General features: G+C 75.0%; 16 protein-coding genes and 1 tRNA gene. 8 read left to right on the plus strand and 9 right to left on the minus strand.

Annotation, left to right across the window (positions count from 1 at the left end):
- Positions 1-39: 39 nt before the first annotated feature.
- Both BLT72_RS20145 and BLT72_RS20150 read right to left on the minus strand, forming a co-directional pair.
- Complete coding sequence (locus BLT72_RS20145; RefSeq protein WP_157720585.1) at positions 40-1,347, minus strand: FHA domain-containing protein; 1,308 nt, start codon at positions 1,345-1,347, stop codon at positions 40-42.
- 141 nt (positions 1,348-1,488) lie between these two features.
- On the minus strand, positions 1,489-2,334 hold the full coding sequence (locus BLT72_RS20150) for a siderophore-interacting protein (RefSeq protein ID WP_091415390.1): 846 nt from the start codon (positions 2,332-2,334) through the stop codon (positions 1,489-1,491).
- 86 nt (positions 2,335-2,420) lie between these two features.
- Here BLT72_RS20150 and BLT72_RS20155 point away from each other — a divergent pair, with 86 nt between their 5' ends.
- Complete coding sequence (locus BLT72_RS20155) at positions 2,421-3,482, plus strand: class I SAM-dependent methyltransferase (protein ID WP_091415394.1); 1,062 nt, start codon at positions 2,421-2,423, stop codon at positions 3,480-3,482.
- A gap of 15 nt (positions 3,483-3,497) precedes the next feature.
- Here the strand turns inward: BLT72_RS20155 and BLT72_RS20160 are convergent, their stop codons facing one another.
- Genes BLT72_RS20160 through BLT72_RS20170 form a run of 3 tightly spaced genes read right to left on the minus strand, consistent with a single transcriptional unit; the run spans position 3,498 to position 6,971 of the window.
- The gene (locus tag BLT72_RS20160) at positions 3,498-5,645 is read right to left on the minus strand and encodes a YhgE/Pip domain-containing protein (protein WP_091415397.1); all 2,148 of its coding nucleotides are present in this window, start codon (positions 5,643-5,645) and stop codon (positions 3,498-3,500) included.
- Position 5,646: 1 nt separating this feature from the next.
- Positions 5,647-6,354: an ATP-binding cassette domain-containing protein gene (locus BLT72_RS20165; RefSeq protein ID WP_091415401.1), complete on the minus strand. Its 708-nt coding sequence runs from the start codon at positions 6,352-6,354 to the stop codon at positions 5,647-5,649.
- Positions 6,351-6,971, minus strand: coding sequence for a TetR/AcrR family transcriptional regulator (locus tag BLT72_RS20170; protein WP_091415404.1), 621 nt, complete (start codon positions 6,969-6,971; stop codon positions 6,351-6,353). Before BLT72_RS20170 ends, BLT72_RS20165 begins: the two co-directional genes overlap by 4 nt.
- 130 nt (positions 6,972-7,101) lie before the next feature.
- Here BLT72_RS20170 and BLT72_RS20175 point away from each other — a divergent pair, with 130 nt between their 5' ends.
- Positions 7,102-7,851, plus strand: a complete 750-nt coding sequence (locus BLT72_RS20175) for a DinB family protein (RefSeq protein ID WP_091415408.1) — start codon at positions 7,102-7,104, stop codon at positions 7,849-7,851.
- A gap of 37 nt (positions 7,852-7,888) precedes the next feature.
- Here the strand turns inward: BLT72_RS20175 and BLT72_RS20180 are convergent, their stop codons facing one another.
- Positions 7,889-8,407, minus strand: a complete 519-nt coding sequence (locus BLT72_RS20180) for a hypothetical protein (RefSeq protein ID WP_091415411.1) — start codon at positions 8,405-8,407, stop codon at positions 7,889-7,891.
- Between the two features lie 795 nt (positions 8,408-9,202).
- On the opposite strand from BLT72_RS20180, the gene BLT72_RS20185 reads away from it, so the two are divergent.
- On the plus strand, positions 9,203-10,036 hold the full coding sequence (locus tag BLT72_RS20185) for a hypothetical protein (protein ID WP_157720586.1): 834 nt from the start codon (positions 9,203-9,205) through the stop codon (positions 10,034-10,036).
- Between the two features lie 50 nt (positions 10,037-10,086).
- Here BLT72_RS20185 and BLT72_RS20190 read toward each other — a convergent pair whose 3' ends face one another.
- A complete protein-coding gene (locus BLT72_RS20190) occupies positions 10,087-10,542 on the minus strand; it encodes a MarR family winged helix-turn-helix transcriptional regulator (protein ID WP_091415419.1) in 456 nt (151 codons plus the stop codon).
- A gap of 58 nt (positions 10,543-10,600) precedes the next feature.
- Between BLT72_RS20190 and BLT72_RS20195 the strand changes: the two genes are divergently transcribed.
- The gene (locus BLT72_RS20195) at positions 10,601-10,993 is read left to right on the plus strand and encodes a VOC family protein (protein ID WP_091415422.1); all 393 of its coding nucleotides are present in this window, start codon (positions 10,601-10,603) and stop codon (positions 10,991-10,993) included.
- 150 nt (positions 10,994-11,143) lie between these two features.
- Here the strand turns inward: BLT72_RS20195 and BLT72_RS20200 are convergent.
- Positions 11,144-11,217 (minus strand) — tRNA-Gly (locus BLT72_RS20200).
- 143 nt (positions 11,218-11,360) lie between these two features.
- Here BLT72_RS20200 and BLT72_RS20205 point away from each other — a divergent pair.
- From BLT72_RS20205 to ppgK, 4 genes are all read left to right on the plus strand, one after another.
- Complete coding sequence (locus BLT72_RS20205; RefSeq protein ID WP_091415428.1) at positions 11,361-12,056, plus strand: DUF1707 SHOCT-like domain-containing protein; 696 nt, start codon at positions 11,361-11,363, stop codon at positions 12,054-12,056.
- 40 nt (positions 12,057-12,096) lie between these two features.
- The gene (locus BLT72_RS20210) at positions 12,097-12,588 is read left to right on the plus strand and encodes a PH domain-containing protein (RefSeq protein ID WP_091417995.1); all 492 of its coding nucleotides are present in this window, start codon (positions 12,097-12,099) and stop codon (positions 12,586-12,588) included.
- Positions 12,585-15,029, plus strand: a complete 2,445-nt coding sequence (locus BLT72_RS20215) for a PH domain-containing protein (RefSeq protein ID WP_091415434.1) — start codon at positions 12,585-12,587, stop codon at positions 15,027-15,029. Before BLT72_RS20210 ends, BLT72_RS20215 begins: the two co-directional genes overlap by 4 nt.
- Positions 15,030-15,120: 91 nt before the next feature.
- Complete coding sequence (gene ppgK / locus BLT72_RS20220; protein ID WP_091415440.1) at positions 15,121-15,915, plus strand: polyphosphate--glucose phosphotransferase; 795 nt, start codon at positions 15,121-15,123, stop codon at positions 15,913-15,915.
- Between the two features lie 100 nt (positions 15,916-16,015).
- On the opposite strand, the gene argS is transcribed toward ppgK, so the two are convergent.
- Positions 16,016-17,653 carry an arginine--tRNA ligase gene (gene argS / locus BLT72_RS20225; RefSeq protein WP_091415444.1) on the minus strand — a complete coding sequence of 546 codons (1,638 nt, stop codon included), beginning with the start codon at positions 17,651-17,653 and terminating at the stop codon, positions 16,016-16,018.
- Positions 17,654-17,813 lie beyond the last annotated feature (160 nt).

Here is a 17,813-nt window from a genome sequence, read left to right on the forward strand (position 1 = left end):
GCTGCGCCGTCCGGGATCCAGGGTTGTTCGGAGCCGACGCTACCGGGGGTCGGTCACCGTCACCGAGACCCCCTCGGCCAGCTCGAGCACGTAGCCCGCCAGCACGGGCACGGCCTGGCCCGGCGGCAGGGTGCGGCGGCGGCCGCCCGCCGGGTCGAGCAGCATCGTGCCGTTGGTGGAGTGGAGGTCCGTGACGGTGACCTGCCAGCCCTCGACCGCGACCTCCAGGTGGGTGCGGCTGATGTCGTGGGCCGGGCTGGGCACGGTCAGCAACCGGACCGGCCCGGACCCCCGTCCGGCCGGGGCACGGCCGACGAGGACCGTGCGGTCGACCGCGGCCTCGGTCCCGTCGCTGGCGCGCAGGACGGCCAGCACGGGCTGGGCCACCACCCGGACCCGCTGGTCGCTCACCGTCACCCCGCAGTCGCGGCAGCGCAGCTCCCCCGGAGGGTTCGGGTGACCGTGCGGGCAGAGGACGGCCCGGACGGTCGGCCCCGCCGGCGGCACCTCGGGCGACGCCGGGTCACGGTCCACGGCCGCCGGCGGCAGCTGGACGAGCTCGGTGTCGGCGTTCTCGAGCGCGGCCCGGGCCGGGTCCACGGCCGCCGGCGGCGCGGCGGGCCCCGGCGGTCGCCGGTCGGGCAGCACCTGCGTCGGCTCGACGCCGGCGGGGAGCGCCTCCAGGTCCTCCGGGACGGTCTCCGCCTCGTCCGCACGCGCCTCCTGGGCCGCCCGCGTCCGGCTGGTCGGCTCGACCCGTTCCGGCCCGGCCGGGTCCTCCCCGCCCTCGCGGCCCTGGCCGTGCACCGGGGACTCCCCGCGCTCCCGGTCCCCGCCGTGCTCCCGCTCGTCGTCGAGCTGCGGCGAGCCCACCAGCGCGCCGGCGCGAGCGTCGAGCAGCACGGCCGAGGCCCGGACCGCGCCCACCACCAGCGGCAGCCGCAGCACCTCGGGCCCCGCCGGCCCACCCTCGTCGGTCCGGACGAGCACGGCGCCCAGCTGCCCGAGGCCCACCTCGCTCCACGTCTGGATGCCCTCGCCGCTGGCCACGACCCGGCCGTCGGCCGGGTCGACCACGGTGACGGCCCCCCGCACCAGGGAGCGCATGCCGTGCTCAGCGGTCCAGAAGAGGGCGCCGAAGCTCGGCATGGTGTCCAGGCCGTAGCCCGCGAGCCGCCGGGCGAGGTCCACCAGGGACGACGACGCCAGCACCTGCTGCCACAGCTCCTCGACCAGGGGCGTCCAGCCCTCACCGGGCGGCTCGACGACCACCAGCGAGGTGGGCCCGGAGAGCACCAACCAGTCCCCGGGCGTGTAGGTCGCCCGCCACGCCCCCACGGCCCTCATCGCCCACCCACGGTCATCGGCCTCTTCCTCGCGCTGCGACCGGGTCCCGGGCGGGACGCCGGCAGGCGCCCATTCTCCACCGGGCCCGCGGCGTCCGCAGCCGAGTCGACCGCCGATGAGGGGGCCGGTGGCCGTCGCGGGTCAGGCGGCGACGGTGCGCTGGTCCTCGGCCTCGAGCCGGGCGTTGAACTCGCGCTTGCCGGCCTGCCAGCCGTCCTCGGTCTGCCCGGTCCGCCAGTAACCGGACATGGAGACCCGCTGCCGGTTGAAGTCGAGGTCGGTGAACAGGTAGCGGCGCAGTCGGCGGATCATCTCGGCGTTGCCGTGCACGAACGCCTGCACGTCCCCCGCCGGTACCCCGGCGGCCCGGACGGCGTCGGCCAGCGGCTCGCCGTAGGGCCGGCCCGCGCGGTGCACCCAGGTGACGTGCACGTCGGGGCTCGCGCTGAGCGCCAGCTCGTCGTCGGGTCCTTCGACCTCGAGGAACACGGAGGCGCGCGCGGTGTCGCCGAGCCGGTCCAGCGCGGCCGCGATGGCCGGGAGGGCGGCCTCGTCGCCGACCAGCAGGTGGCGGTCCGCCGCGGGGTCGGGCGCGTAGCCACCGCCCGGTCCGAAGAAGCCGATCCGCATCCCGGGCGCCGCGCTCGCCGCCCACGGGCCGGCCAGGCCCTCGTCGCCGTGCACGACGAAGTCGATCGTCATCTCGTTGCGCACCGCGTCGTAGGCGCGGACGGTGTAGGTGCGGGTGACCGGCCAGCGGTGGGCCGGCTCGGTGGCCTTGAGGCCGTCCGGGTCGAAGGGCCAGCGGTAGTCGCAGCCGTGCGGGGCGAAGAGGATCTTCAGGTAGTGGTCGGTGCAGGGCAGCTGCTGCAGGCACACCAGGTCCGGGCCGGTGAAGACCACGCGCCGCATCGACGGCGTCAGCCAGGACGCCCGCACCACCTCGGCGGTGCGGGGGGTGCGCTTGCGCTGGCCAGCCTGGCTCATGGGGGTCCTCACAACAGGTCTTCGGAGCGGTCGCCACTAAGGGTAGCCTCGCCTGCCTTCGACCGGAAGCGGGGGAGGATGGCCTCGTGGAAGCGCTCGGGGACCCGGTGGACGGCATCCTGCTCCGGGAGACGGAGGCGCTGCCGCCTGCGCCCGGAGCGGTCGTGGTGCTCGAGGACCAGTCCGGAGCGCTCACGGCGGGCGTGGCCGCCCTCCGACCCGGGGTGCCGGTGCGGGCGCTGGTCGACTCCTGGACCGACCAGCAGGTCGTCGCCGCAGCCGTCACCGGTGTGCCGCAGGTCACCCTGCTGGACGATCTCGGCCCCGAGCTGCTGGGTGGCGCCGTGCTGGTGGTGATGCGGCTGCCCAAGGGGTTGGCCGCCCTGGACGCGGCCGCCGAGGCCGTCGCGCGGTGGGCCGATCCGGCCGTGGTGCTGCTGGCGGGCGGCCGGGTGAAGCACATGAGCCGCGGCATGAACGACGTGCTGGCCCGGCACTTCGGTGCCGTCCGGGCCAGCCTCGGGGCGCAGAAGTCGCGGGTCCTCGTCGCCCGTGAACCCCGGCCGGCCACCACGAGCCGCTACCCGCTGGCCGGCTTCGACGCCGACCTCGGGCTGCAGGTCCGCGCCCACGGCGGCGCCTTCGCCGGACCCGCCGTGGACCTCGGCACCCGCTCCCTGATCGGCTTCGCCGGCTCCTTCCCGGCAGACGCGCGCCGGGTCGTCGACCTCGGCTGCGGGACCGGCCTGCTGGCCGTCACCGCCGCCCGGACGCTGCCGGGTGCCACCGTGCTGGCCCTCGACGCGTCCCGGGCGGCGGTCCTGTCGGCGGCCGCGACGGCGGAGGCCAACGGCGTCGCCGACCGCGTCGAGGTGCGGCGGACGCACCTGGCGGGCGGCGTGCCCGACGGCAGCGTCGACCTGGTGCTCTGCAACCCGCCCTTCCACCGCGGCAACAGCCGGGACAGCGCCGTCGCCTTCGAGCTGCTGGCCGACGCCGCCCGGGTGCTGCGGCCGGGCGGGGAGCTGTGGACCGTCTACAACTCCCACCTGCCGTACCTGCGGACGCTGCGCCGGCTGGTCGGCTCCACCGCCGTCGTGGGGCAGAACACCGGCTTCACCGTCACCCGGTCGGTGCGCAGCGCCTAGCCGCGGGCACCCGGTTCAGGGCGCGACGAGCGGCGGGTGCAGGTCCGCCATCCGGAACTGCTGCCGACGCCGGACGGTGACCACGACCAGGCCCAGCGCGGCGACCGCCACCACGAGCAGCACCACCGCGTCGCGCACCAGGTGCACGGTCTGCCCGCCCGAGATCGTCACCCGGAAGGCGTCGACGAGGTAGGTCATGGGCAGGAACGGGTGGATCGCCGCGAAGAACCCGGGCAGCAGCGCCGGCGGGTAGGTGCCGCCGGCCGCCGAGAGCTGCAGGATCAGCAGCACCAGGAGCAGGCTCGAGCCGGGCGTGCCGAGCGCCGTCCGCAGCAGGTGGGCGATGGCGGAGAAGCAGACCGCCGCCAGGGTGACCACCCCCATCACGAGCACCGGGTGCACGGGGTGCAGGCCCAGGGTCGCCCAGACCACCCCGACCATCAGCCAGCCGGCCGCGACGGCGATGGCCCCGATGGGCAGCCAGGCGGTCAAGGCCAGCCGCAGCGCCCCGGCCCGCCCGGCCAGGGCCCGTCCCGAGATCGGACGGACGACGAGGAAGACGGAGATGCCGAAGACCCACAGCGCGATCGAGAAGAACAGCGGGGCCAGCCCGCGGCCGTAGACGCCCGCCGGGTGGTCGACGACCGTCGTCACGTCCGCCGGGGAGGACAGCACCTGGACCGCCTGCTCCTGCTCGTCGGCGCTCAGCCGGGGGATCCGTGCGGCCCCGGCGTCCAGCCGGTCCGCCAGGGTGCCGGCCCCGGCGCGCAGCGTGGTCAGCCCCGCGCGGAGGTCGCCGGCGCCCGTGCTCAGCGCGTCGACGCCGGTGCTCAGCCGGTCGGCGCCCGCGGCCAGACTGGTGGCGCCGTCGGCCGCCGTGCCGACGCCGGCGCTCAGCCGGTCGGCACCCCCGGCGGCGCGGTGGATCCCGCCGTTGAGCTGCCGGGCGCCCTCGGCCACCGCCGCCGCCCCGGTGTCGAGGGCCTCGAGGTCCCGGCGCGCGTCGGCGATCTTGGCGTCGAGGTCGCCACCGGCCTGCACCTGCGCGTTGACCCGGCTGATGCGGTCGGCGCCGGTCCGCACGTCGGCGGCGATGTCGTCGGCCCGGCGGGCGGCGGCGTCGACCCGCGTCTGCGCGCGCTGGAAGGCCGGGCTGTCCGCGATCTCGGGGTGCTGCTGCTGCAGGGCGTCGAGCTGGTCGGACGCCGTGGCCAGGTCGCTGCCGATCGAGGAGCTGCGTCCGGCCGCCCGCTGGGCGATGGTGTCGAGCCGGCCGGAGACGGCCCTGGCGTCGGCCTCGACGCCGGGCAGGGCGTCCTGGGCCGCCTTCAGCGCCGGCTGCACCCGGTCGTCCAGCTCGCGGTTGCCGGCCGCCACCCGGGCGGCGCCCGTGCTCAACCGGGCGGAGCTGCTGTCGAGGGTGTCCAGGCCCGTGGCGAGCTCTCGCGCGCCCGTCCGCGCCGCGCCCAGGCCGGTGGCCAGGCTGTCGGCGCCAGTGCCCAGCTGGTCGGCCCCGCCGGCCGCCGCCCCGGCACCGGTGGCCAGCCGGCCCGCGCCGGTCCGGGCCGAGCCGAGGCCGTCGTGCAGCCGGTCGGCACCCCGGGCGGCGTCGACGAGCCCGGAGCGGATGGTGGCGAGGTTGGCGAAGACCGCCTCGAAGTAGCTGGCGACGGCGGACTCGTCCACCGAGCGCGCGATCGTGTTCTCGGCGCTGTTGGTCAGGCTGCCGATGACGAACCCGTTGGCGTCGTCGCGCTGCAGCATGACCTGGGCCCGCTGGGGGTCGTCGCCCTGCCCGCTGACGAGGTCGGCGGAGAAGTCGGCGGGCACGTGGACCACCAGGTAGTAGTCGCCGGCGCGCAGGCCGCGCTCGGCCTCCGCGGCGTCGACGTCGCGCCAGTCGAAGGAGTTCCGGGCGTGCAGGCTGGCCACGAAGTCCGCGCCCGCGTGCACGGTCCGGCCGTTGATCGTCGCCGGCTGGTCGTCGTCGACGACGGCCACCGGGAGGTGGTGGAGCCGGCCGTACGGGTCCCAGTTGGCGGTCAGGTACACCGCGCCGTAGAGGAGCGGGATGACCAGGACGAAGACGAGGGCGGTCTTGGCCAGGCGGCCGCGGAACCTCCGCAGCTCGAAGTGGGCGAGGCGGGCGGCGGGGACGCGCATGTCAGGAGGTCTTCTCAGGTGAGGTCGGGTCGGGGGCGGGAACGGCGGTGGGGGCGGCCGCGGGAGCCGTCGGCCGCAGCTCGACGACGTGGGTGCCGGGCGGCAGGGACGCGGCCTCGGTGGTGCTGACCACGAGGGTCTGCCCGGCGGCGCACAGCCGGGCGAGCGCTTCCAGCAGCCGCCGCTGGTCGGCGAGGTCGAGGGCGCGGTCGGCGTCGTCGAGCAGCACCAGGTCGGCGGGCCGGACCAGCGCGAGCCCCACGCAGAGCAGGGCCCGGTCGTAGGCGCTCAGCTCGTCCACCAGCGCGGAGCGGTCGGACGTGGTGCCGAGGACCTCCTCCGCCCGCGCGACGGCCGCGGCGGCCACGCGGTCGGGCACGCCGTCGACCAGGGCGCGCTCGGTGATCGACTCCCCGACGGTGAGCCGGCCCTCGGGCTGCACCAGCGTGCCCAGCCGGGCGACCGCGGTGCGGACCCGCAGGTCGCGGGGACGGCTGCGGAGGCTCCGCTCCCCCAGCCGCACGGTTCCGGTGAGTCCGCGCACCCGTCCGCCGAGGGCCAGCAGCAGCGCCGAGCGTCCGCTGCCCGACGGCCCGACGACGGCGGTGAGCGCCCCGCGCGGGACCGTGAAGGACAGGTCCGTGAAGACCGGGCCGGACGGCGTCCGCAGGCCCAGCCCGTCGACCTCGAGGAGGGGGCGGGTGCTCATGCCAGGATGCCGGTCATCACGTGGGTGAGGATCGCCTCGACCAGGTCCGCGGGGAACGCCTCGGGCGCCGTGGCGTGCTCGACGGCGAGGCTGTTGACGGTGGTCAGCAGCAGGGTGGCCGCCACGGTCAGGTCGAGGCCGTCGGGGACCCCGAAGCGGTCGGCCACGCCGCGGAGCAGCTCCTCCAGCTCCAGCCGCTGCCGCAGCCGCAGACCGGAGTAGACGGCGGCCAGCTCCGGGTCGCGGGCGGCCAGCCCGCGGAACTCGGCCAGCAGCGCGGGCAGCGGGCCCCGGACGACCCCGCGGGTGAGGGACGCGGCGACCGCGCGGGGGGCGTCGCTGCCGGGCACGTCGACGGCGGCGAGCGCGTCGCTCAGGGCGCCGCCGACCAGCTCGGTGAACTGCTCGGCGAAGACGGCCGCGAACAGCTGCGGCTTGCCGCCGAAGTTGGAGTAGACGGCGCCCTTGGTGAAGCCGGCCGACGCCGCGATGGCCGTGACCGAGACGTCGGCGTAGGAGTGCGCGGCGAACGCCTCGGCGGCGGCCTGGATGACCTGGGCGCGGACGTCGGCGCGACGGGGTCGGCTCCGGGTCTGGCGGGTGGTCTCGGTGCTCATGCGCCTCCTTCGATACCCAGAGTATCCGACGTCGGACCCGTTCCATACTCGGGGTATCGAACGCCTCCACTGCGCTCCGGACCGGTGGTCGCACCTGGCCACCCCGCGCGCGCGGTGACAGGGTGAGGCCGTGACGGACCACCTGCGCGTCGACCTGAGCCACAGCCGCTTCGAGGAGGTCGACTTCAGCCGGTCGCGCTTCCACAACGTCTACTTCCGGGACACCGTGATCCGGGGCGCCTGGCTGGAGCGGGTGGAGATCGACGGCTACCTCGAGGACGTGACGGTCAACGGGGTGGAGATCGGTCCGCTGGTCGAGGCCGAGCTGGACCGCCGCGACCCCGACCGCGCCCTCGTGCGCCCGACCGGTGCCGAGGGGTTCCGGCAGGCGTGGGATGTCGTCGGCCGCCGCTGGGAGGTCGCGGTGCAGCGCGCCCGGGCGCTCCCCGAGGACCTGCTGCACGAACGCGTCGACGGCGAGTGGTCCTTCGTCGAGACGCTGCGGCACCTGGTGTTCGCCACCGACGCCTGGGTGCTCCGGGCCGTCCTGGGCGACCCGGCGCCGTACCACCCGCTCGGCCTCGCCCACACCGAGATGCCGGCCGACACCCCGGGCGTCCCCCACGAGGGCGCGGTCCGGCCCTCCCTCGAGGAGGTCCTCGCCGTGCGCGCCGGCCGGGTGGCGACGGTGGCGCAGGTGCTGCGCGAGCTGACCGACGATCGGCTCGACGCCATGACGGCGCCGGTGCTGGAGCCCGGCTACCCGGAGCCCGGGCCGCACCCGCTGCGCCGCTGCCTGGGCGCGGTGGTGAGCGAGGAGTGGATGCACCGGGAGTACGCGGAGCGCGACCTCGCCCACCTCGAGCGGCGGTCGACGTGACCCACGCGGCGGGTGCCGGGCCGCCCCGCGGTCCAGGTCAGCTCGCGGTCTCCCAGTAGCGCCAGCCCTCCTGGTTGGTCGGGAACTTGATGGTCCCGCGGCCGGCCACCTTGACGGTGCACTGCTCGGTGTCGATGTACTTCACCCAGGTGACCTTCTTGCCCCAGGCGACGTACTGGGCGTGGCCGTACTTGCCCTTGCTGATCCGGTGCGAGTAGTTGTGGGTCACGGTGGAGGAGTTGGTCCGGGTCAGCGACGCGCTGACCGACACCTTCGCCCGGGCCAGGACCGCGCCGACCTCGGTCTCCGCCCCGGCCGTCACCTGGTACGAGGCGGACTTGGTGAAGTCCTTGCTGACGCTCAGCGTCCCGCCCCGGCCGTCCTTGAAGGTCGGGATGCCCTTGAACGGCACGTAGGTGGACGTCCCCTTCACCGAGTAGCGGATGTCGTAGGGGCAACGGGCCTGGGCCTCCTGGGGCACGCCGCCCGCGACGAGGCCGGCACCGGCGAGCAGGGTGGTCGTGGCGATGGCCACCAGTCGACGGACGCGGATCACGGGCACTCCTCAGGGGTCGTGGGCACGAGCTGCGAAGGACGGCCGGCACAGGCCCGGCCTGCGCGGGTGCGCCGCACGCTACCGGCACCGGCGGGTCAGGGCGGCGGCTTCAGCCCATCGACCTCACGGAGTCCTCCACCCGACGGAGCCGGCCTCCTCGCCCAGCCCACTCCTCGGCGAGGTCGGCGCGACCGTGCCGAGCCCCCGACGACGCGGGCGAGCCGTCGGCGGGTGCGGATTCTGGCCATGCCGCTCGTTCCCCCAGCGGCGCTAGCGTCCGGAGATCGCCTCGTCGAAGGGGACTTCGTGGCCACAGGTCAGGGGCACCGGAGCCGTGGCGGTCCGCGTCCACCGTCCCGAGCACCAGGCGCTCCGGGTCCGGGCCCGCACCCGACCACCCCACGACCGCCGGCGCCGACGGGCCCCGCCACGAGCGCGGCCGAGCGCCTGGACGAAGGTCCCACCCGGGCCTCCCGCAGGCTCCTGCTGCTGCTGATCTCGCTCGCGGCGACCACCCTGGTGCTCGGCCTGGTCCGCGGCCCCGTCGGTGCAGACCGGCTGGCACCGGGGCCGGCGGCCGCCACGACCAGCACCCCAGGACCGTCGACGGCGTCCTCCCCACCAGCACCACGGCCCGCAGCTCCCCCCTCGGGCCCCGTCACCTTGTGGCCGGTCGGACCCGGCGACGGGGACCGCCGCTCCCGAGCGGACCTGCCCGCCGGGACCCTGTACGCACGGTCACCGGACCAGCTCTACGCGATCGACGTCGCGAGCGGCGCCACCGTCGTCACCCCCGTGGCGATCACCACGGGTCGTCCCGTGTCGATGATCGCCACGAGCGACGGGGTCGTCCTGGATCCCCAGGACGGCACCCCGGGGGTGGTGGTCCGTGACGGCCGTCGGCCCGTCGGGCTCCCCGGACGGCTGGAGCGAGCCGCCGCCCTGCTTCCGGGGCCGTCCGGGCACCTGTGGGTGCTGCGACGCGTCGGGAGGGCGCCGTCCTTCACCTCAGCGACCCTGGTCGACGAGCGCGGGCACCGGGACGGACCCCACCTCTACACGAGCGGGCGGTACGGCCCTGACGGGTCCGGGGGACTGCTGGTCTGGAACGGCGCCGGCGTCTGGCAGCGCTACCCGCCCCCGGCCCGGCGGCTGACGACCGGCCGCGTCACCGCCGTCGGCCTCCACCACCTCCAGGTCCTCGAGTGCGACGCCGGCCGCGGCTGCCGGGAGTTCCTCGTCGACCGGAGGCACGACCGCCGGACCGCCCTGCCCGGCCACGACCCCAGCTACGGCGAAGGCGTCCTCTCCCCCCGCGGCACCCGGTTGGCCGGCTCCCGTGGCTACGGCGCCCGGGAGCCGGGCACCACCGTGGTCCGCGTGGCCGACGGCACGGTCCTGCACGTCTTCCCCGGACCGCCCGGCCTCTCCACCGGACCGCTCGGGTCGCTGGTCTGGCTGTCGGAGCGGTGGCTCGCGGCGCTCCACGGCGGCCGCCTCACGTTCTACGACAGCCGGCACGACCACACGATCGACTTCCCGGTCGGCCACCTCCGGCAGCTGGCGTGGCGACCCGCTCCCGACGCACCCGGGACGCCGGCCGCACGACCGGTGACGTCGTCGAGGTAGCGGGCAGCAGGGTGCGGGCGTCGCGGCCGGCGCCGGTGACACCGGCGGAGCTAGGCCGGAGGGGTCCCCCGGAGGTGCTCCACCAGGTCGAGCAGCGCGGGGGCGGCGGCGGTGACGGCATCGCGCGACGTCGGGGGGAGCTCCAGCAGGGCGTCGGAGATCACCTCGATGCGCCGTGCGGCCGCAGCCCTCATCTGCCGGTCGCCCTCGGCGGTGGCCACGACCAAGATCTTCCGGCCGCTGTCGGGGTGGTCGGTCCGGGTCACCAGCCCCAGGTCGCTCAGGCCGTCGACGATGCGGCTCATGGTGGGACCGGCGACGTCCTCGGCACGCGCCAGGTCCCCGAGGGTGCAGGGGCCGCCGAAGACGACCACGGACAGGGCGCTGAGCCGCGCGGGCGTCAGGCCCGACAGCCGGTCGGTGGCGCGCATCCCGCGCAGCAGGTGGATGGCGGCCGCGTTGAGAGCGGAGGCGGTCGGCCGCAGATCCCCCTTGCCGTCCCCCACGGACGTATCGTAGCATCCCTAACTGTTAGCATCCCTACGACGAGCCGAGGAGGCCTCGATGACCGTCCTGCAGATCGCCCAGCACGCCGAGGACCTGCAGCGTGCCACCCGCTTCTACGCCGACCTGCTCGGCCGGCCGCCGGCGGCGGTCTACGACCCACCGGGCCTGGCCTTCTTCGTGCTGGACGGCATGCGGCTGCTGCTCGACCGCGGCGCCCCGTCCGCGCTGCACTACTTCGCGGTGGACGACCTCCCGGCCACCGTCGAACGGCTGCGGGAGCGCGGGGTGACCATCGACACCGAGCCGCACGTGATCTTCAGCCACGCCGACCCGACGCTCGGACCGGCCGGCACCGATGAGTGGCAGGCGTTCCTCACCGACAGCGAGGGCAATGCGGTCGGCCTGGTCGAGCAGCGCCCCGTCCCGGTCGGAGCGGACGCTCCTCGCTGAGCCGACGGGACGACTCGTGCGCTGGTGAGGGCGCCGCCACCGGCAGGGGTCGTGCTGCGGCGCGGCGCGGGCAGGGGAACGGACGCTGCACTGTCGGGCCCTGAAGCCGACCCGAGCACTGAGGGGCGGGTCCGGCCGGGGACGAGCGTCTGGAGCGGACGACGGGAATCGAACCCGCATTCTCAGCTTGGGAAGCTGATGTACTGCCATTGTACGACGTCCGCGTGCGGCGAACCGCGACGACAACTGTAGCCCATGAGCCACCCCGAGCCGCCCGCGACGAGTCGTCAGGGTAGTCCCTGAGCTGGCCTGGGCAGCCCCCGAAAGGTCTCGCCAAGCCGGCTCGGGCGGGCCTAGCGTGACCGGCATGACCGAGCAGTCGCTGGAACCCACCCACGTCGGACCCGTGGCGGGTGGACACCTCCGGGCGTCCGACGCCGACCGCGACCAGGTGGCTGAGGTGATGAGCATGGCGTTCGCCGAGGGTCGGCTGAGCCGTGAGGAGTACGACGAGCGTCTCGACGCCCTGCTGAAGGCCAAGACCTTCGACGACCTGGTGGGGCTCACCCGCGACCTCGTGGTCGTCGGCACCCCCGCCCCCGTCACCGCACCGGCCGAGCGGCCCGCCTACGCCGTCGAGCACGGCGCCCCCAGCGGTGACGTCGACCGGATGGTCGGCATCTTCGGCGGAGCCGAGCGCAAGGGGAAGTGGCGGATCCGCAGCCGCACGCAGGCCTACGCCCTGTTCGGTGGGGTCGACCTGGACCTGCGCGAGGCGGTCTTCGAGAGCCAGGTCGTCGAGATCAGCGGCTTCTGGTGCTTCGGCGGCCTGGAGATCAAGGTCCCCGCCGGCGTCGAGGTCCGCGACCAGACCTCCGGCATCTTCGGCGGGACCGAGATCCGCGACCTGGGCGAGCCGCAGCCGGGGGCTCCGGTCATCGTCCTCAAGGGCGTCACCCTCTTCGGCGGTGTCTCGGTCAAGGGCCCCAAGCCCGACCGCAAGACGCGCAAGGCGCTGGGCCGCAGCGCCCACGGCTGCGGCGGCCACGGCCACGGCCGCTGACGGCGGGGGCAGCCCCGACGCCGCGTAGCCTGTGGGCGTCATGGACGATCTCTTCGCACCGCCCGCGTACGCCTGGCAGCGGCTGTCCCCCGCCTACCGCAGCCTGCGGCGGCTGACCACGGTGCTGGTCGCCCCGGTCGTGTTCTCGGTGCCCGCGCTGGTCCTCGGCCTCGCCTTCGGGCTCTGGTGGGTCTCGCTGGCGCTCTGGGGGGTGGCCGCCGTCATCGTCGTGGTGCGCTGGAGCCTCGTCGAGCGCACCTGGCGCTCCTGGGGCTACGTCGAGCGCGAGGACGACCTCTACATCACCCACGGCGTCGCGTTCCGCAGCCTGGTCGCGGTGCCGTACGGGCGCATGCAGCTGGTCGAGGTGGCCTCCGGTCCGCTGGAGCGGGCCTTCGGCCTGGCCACCGTCTCGCTGAAGACCGCGAGCCCGGAGACCAACGCCACCATCCCCGGCCTGCCGCCCGAGGAGGCCGCCCGGCTGCGCGACCGGCTGACCGAGCTGGGCGAGGCGCACGCCTCGGGGCTGTGAGCACCCCGGCCGCCCCGGTCCCCGGACCCCCGGGCGCGGGCACCGAGCCCCGCGGGGCCGACGACCCGACCGCGGCACCTGCGCTCCCGTCCGACCTCGCACCAGCCGCCGCCTCGGCCGCGCCGGCGGTCCCCGGGGCCCCGGTGGTCAAGCAGACCGAGCGCCCGCACCCGCTCACCCCGTTCATCCGCGGCTGGATCGTGCTGGTGGCCATCGCCGTCACCTGGTCGCGGGAGCTGGTGCCCGACGGCAGCGGCGACGGGTTCGACCTGTCCGACCTCGCCGTCCTGCTGCCCCTGGCCGGGGTGGTCGTGCTGATGGCCGGCGTCGTCGGGTTCCTCAGCTGGTACTTCACCCGCTTCGTGATCGACGCCGACGAGCTGCGGGTGGAGACGGGGGCCCTGTTCAAGAGCTCCAAGCGGATCCCCTTCGAGCGGCTCCAGTCGGTCGACGTCATCCAGCCGCTGGCGGCGCGGCTCTTCGGGCTCGCCGAGCTGCGGATCGAGGTGGGGGCCGGGGACAGCACCGTGCGGCTGCGCTACCTGGGCCGGGCGAAGGCCGGCCAGCTCCGCGAGTACCTGCTGCTCCGGGCGCACGGCCGCCGCGGCCGGCTCGACGACCCCGAGCTGGCCCTGCCGGCGAGCGCCTTCGTCGACCGCGGCGCCGCCGACCGTCCGCTCGTCACCGTCAGCCCCCAGCGGCTGGTGCTGAGCTTCCTCGCCTCGACGGAGTGGCTGATGACGGCCGGCCTCACCGCCGCCGTGCTCGTCGTCACCGGCGTCTTCGACGTCACCGCCTACGCCCTGCCGGGGCTGATCCCGCTGCTCATCGGCACGGTCTCCGTGGTCGGCCGCCGCGTGTTCGCGATGTTCAACTTCACGCTCTCGGAGTCCCCGCGCGGCCTGCGGGTGACCCGCGGGCTCACCAACCTCACCAGCCAGTCGGTGCCGGTCGACCGCATCCAGGGCGTCCGGACCAGCCAGCCGCTGCTGTGGCGGCCGTTCGGCTGGTACCGGGTGGACGTCGACATCGTCGGCTACGCCGGCTCGGACGGGGAGAACAACGAGTCGGCGGCCACCAGCGTCCTGCTGCCGGTGGCGACCCGCGCCGAGGTCGACCGGGCCCTGGGGCGGGTGCTGCCCGGGGTCCAGCTCGACGCCCTGGAGCTGCGCCCCTCGCCCCGGCGCGCCCGGTGGGTGGCCTGGTTCGACTTCTGGACGCTGCGCCACGGCTGGGACGAGCGGGTGCTCGTCACCCAGCACGGCTGGCTGACCACCGTGCAGGACGTCCTGCCGCACGCCAAGACGCAGTCGGTGCGGATCGAGCAGGGACCGCTGCAGCGTCGCCTGCGGTTGGCCGACGTGCACTGCGACACCCCGCGGGGGCCGGTCGACGTCGTCGCCCGGCAGCTCGACGTCGCCGTGGCGCGGGAGCTGGCCCTGAGCCAGCTGGACCGCGCCCGGCACGCCCGGGCCGCCGACCGGGAGCGCCGGGCCCTGGCCGACGGCCCTCTCGACGAGCTGGCCGGAGAGGCCGAGGTCCTCGCGGCCTTCGGCACCGACCGTGACCGCCTGCTCGGGGCCGGGTCGGAGAGCGAGGTGTTCGCCCTCGACGAGGGGCGCGTGCTGCGGCTGTACCGGACGCGGCACGAGGCCCCCCGGCAGACCGCGACCCAGCTCCAGGCACTGTACCGGCACTGGTCCGGCGTCGACGTCGGGATCGAGGTCCCCCTCACCCTGCAGACCGGGGAGCTGGCCGGCCGGGCCTGGTCGGTCGACCGCCGGTTCTCCGGCCGCAACTTCTCCGGCTGGCTGGCCGAGTCCGGCCCCGACGAGCGGCGCCCGGCCCTGCTCAGCCTGCTCGACGCGACGACCGCCGTGGCCCGGCTGCCCAGCCCGGTGCCGGGCTGGGCGCGGTTGGTCGGGCCCGACGGACCCCGGACCCACGCCAGCCTGCCCGCGCTGCTGAACGCCATGCTCGCCGGCCCGGTCGCGCGCAGCCGGCCCCACCTGCAGGCCGACCTGCCCGAGGTGGCGGCCGTCTGGGACCGGCTGCAGGCCGACCTGGCCGCCCGCCGGGTGGCCCCCGCCGTGGTGCACGGCGACATCTGCCCGCCCAACGCCTTCGTCAGCCTCGGCCCGTCCGGCCCCGTCGTCACCGGGCTGGGCGACTTCAGCCCCCACACGGTGCACGGCGACCCGGTGGCCGACCTCGTCGGCGCCACGGCGTTCCTCGAGCTCGAGGGCTACGACGGCGCGGCCGAGGACGCAGCCTGGCTGACCGACGTGGTCCTCCAGCGCTACGGCACGAGTCCCGTCGCCGAGGGCGACCTGGCCCGGTGGCTGGGCGTCTACCGGCGCTTCTACGGCTTCTACTTCTCCGACAGCGCGGCCTTCGACCCCCACCTGTACGCGTGGTGCCTGCGCCAGCTGCGCGGCTGAGCGCCGGCCGCGGCCCGGCCCGCGAGCGGACGACCGTGGTGCTGGTGGCCACCCTGGCGCCGGTCCGGACCGATGTCGCTAGGCTCCCCCCATGACCGACCACCCCGTGCACAGCGCCCCCGTCCTCGGCATCGACATCGGTGGCAGCGGCATCAAGGGCGCACCGGTGGATCTCACCACGGGCGAGCTCGCGCAGAAGCGGCTGCGGATCCCGACGCCGGAGAAGTCGACGCCCAAGAACGTCGCGAAGGTGGTGGGCGAGATCGTCGAGCACTTCATCGACACCATCGGGACCGACGGCCCGATCGGCGTCACGATCCCGGCGGTGGTGACCCACGGGCAGACGCGGTCCGCGGCCAACATCGACAAGTCGTGGATCGACGCCGAGGCGGAGAAGATCTTCGAGGACCACCTCGGCCGCGACATCTACCTGGTCAACGACGCCGACGCGGCGGGCGTGGCGGAGGTGCACTACGGCGCGGCCAAGGACCACCCGGGCCTGGTCCTGCTGACCACCCTCGGCACCGGCATCGGCTCCGCCCTGGTCTACCGCGGCGTGCTGATCCCCAACACCGAGTTCGGGCACCTGGAGATCGACGGCCACGACGCCGAGTCCCGCGCCGCCTCCAGCGTCAAGGACAAGGAGGGCCTCTCCTACACCGAGTGGGCCAAGCGGCTGCAGCGCTACTACGAGCGCGTCGAAGCCCTGCTGTGGCCCGACCTCATCGTCGTCGGCGGCGGCGTGAGCAAGGACGCCGACAAGTTCCTGTCCAAGATCAGCGTGCACGCCGAGCTGGTGCCCGCCAAGCTGCTGAACACCGCCGGCATCGTCGGCGCCGCCTGGCTGGCCGCCGACCGCCAGCAGCACCCCGACCTGCTCAAGTAGGCCGGGCCCGGTCCGGGAGCCCGTCCCAGAGCGGCCCTTCGACGGGCTCCGGGAGCGGTGCGGGGTGCTGCGCGCGGACGCGCCCCAACCCCCGCAGGGGTCACATCCGGTCGGGGGCGGCGATGCCGAGCAGGTCGAGGCCGGCGGCCAGCACCTTCTTGGTCGCCGCGCAGAGCGCCAGCCGGGAGTCGCGGACCTCCCCCTCGGACTTGAGCACCGGGCACTGCTCGTAGAACACCGAGAGCGCGCCGGCCAGCTCGTAGAGGTAGGTGCACAGCTTGTGCGGCTGCAGGTCCTGGGCGACCCCCGCCACCGTCTCGCCGAAGCGGGACAGCAGCAGGGCCAGCTGCTGCTCGGCCGGCTCCTCCAGCACGGTGACCAGCGCCCGACCGGTCAGGCCCTCCGCCTCGGCCCTGCGCAGCACCTGCGCCATCCGGGCGTGCGCGTACTGCAGGTACGGCCCGGTGTTGCCGGTGGTCTGCACCATCCGGTCGACGTCGAAGACGTAGTCCTTGTTGATGCCCGTCGACAGGTCGGCGTACTTGATCGCGGCCAGGGCGACGGGCGGGGCGGCCTGCTCCTCGGCGGCGTCGAGCAGCGAGGTGAGCGGCACCGCGGAGCCCTCACGGGTGGAGAACCGGCGGCCGTCGGGCCCGAGGATCTGGCCGTAGGCGACGTGCTCGGCCGAGACGCCGTCGGGCAGGAAGCCGGCCTTCCGTGACGCCGCGAAGACCTGCTCGAAGTGGAACGACTGCGGGGAGCCGACGACGTAGATGATCCGGTCGGCGTGCAGGTCGCGCACCCGGTGCCGCACGGCGGCGAGGTCGGTCGTGGCGTAGCCGAAGCCGCCGTCGCTCTTGCGGATGATCATCGGGGAGTTGAAGCCCTCGATGAACACGCAGAGCGCACCGTCGTCGACCACGGCGGTGCCGGACGCCTGGAGCTCGGCGACCAGCGGGGCCAGGTCGTCGTTGTAGATCGACTCGCCGGCCAGGTCGTCGTCGGTCAGCAGCACGCCGAGCCGGGCGTAGGCGGCGTTGAAGCCGACCAGGGAGACCTCGATCAGCTGCCGCCAGGTGGCCCGGGTCTCCGGGTCACCCGACTGCAGGGCGACGACCCGCTGACGGGCCGCCGTCGCGAACTCCGGGTCGGCCTTGAAGTGGGCGTTGGCCCTCTTGTAGAGCTCTTCCGCCGCGGCCAGGTCGAGACCGGAGACGTCGATCTGGTCCTCGAGGATCTGCTCGACCAGCATCCCGAACTGGGTGCCCCAGTCGCCCACGTGGTTCTGCGGGATGACCCGGTGGCCGACGGCGGCCAGCACCCGGTGCAGGCAGTCGCCGATGATCGTGCCGCGCAGGTGGCCGACGTGCATCTGCTTGGCCACGTTGGGAGCCGAGTAGTCGATGACGACGACCTGCGAGGTCTCGGCGGGCTCGATGCCGGCACCGGGGGCCGCGAGCTGGTCGGTCACCCAGGAGGCCAGCACCGAGGACTTCAGCCGCAGGTTGAGGAAGCCGGGTCCGGCGATCTCCGGGGGCTCGCACAGGTCGGCCAGGTCCAGCCGCTCGACGATCGACGCCGCCACCTCGCGCGGCGGCCGGCCCTCGCTCTTGGCCAGGCGGAGCGCCACGTTCGACTGGAAGTGACCGAACTGGGGCTTGGTGGCCGGCCGCAGCTCCGGGTCGATGCCGGTGACGGCCTCGATCCGCGAGCTCAGCTGCGAAGGAAGGGAGGACACGAGTACCGATTATCCCACGCACGGAGCCACGCCCCCACCGTCAGCGGGCCCCGCGGGCTCGGGCCGGGACCGGGGGGTCTGTGCCACGATGTGGCCCTCCACGGCGCCGGCCGCCGGCCTCCGCCAGCACGGCGTCCCGCCCTGATCTCCGACCTCCCTG

The organism is Friedmanniella luteola, assembly GCF_900105065.1.
Classification (GTDB): Bacteria; Actinomycetota; Actinomycetes; order Propionibacteriales; family Propionibacteriaceae; genus Microlunatus; species Microlunatus luteolus.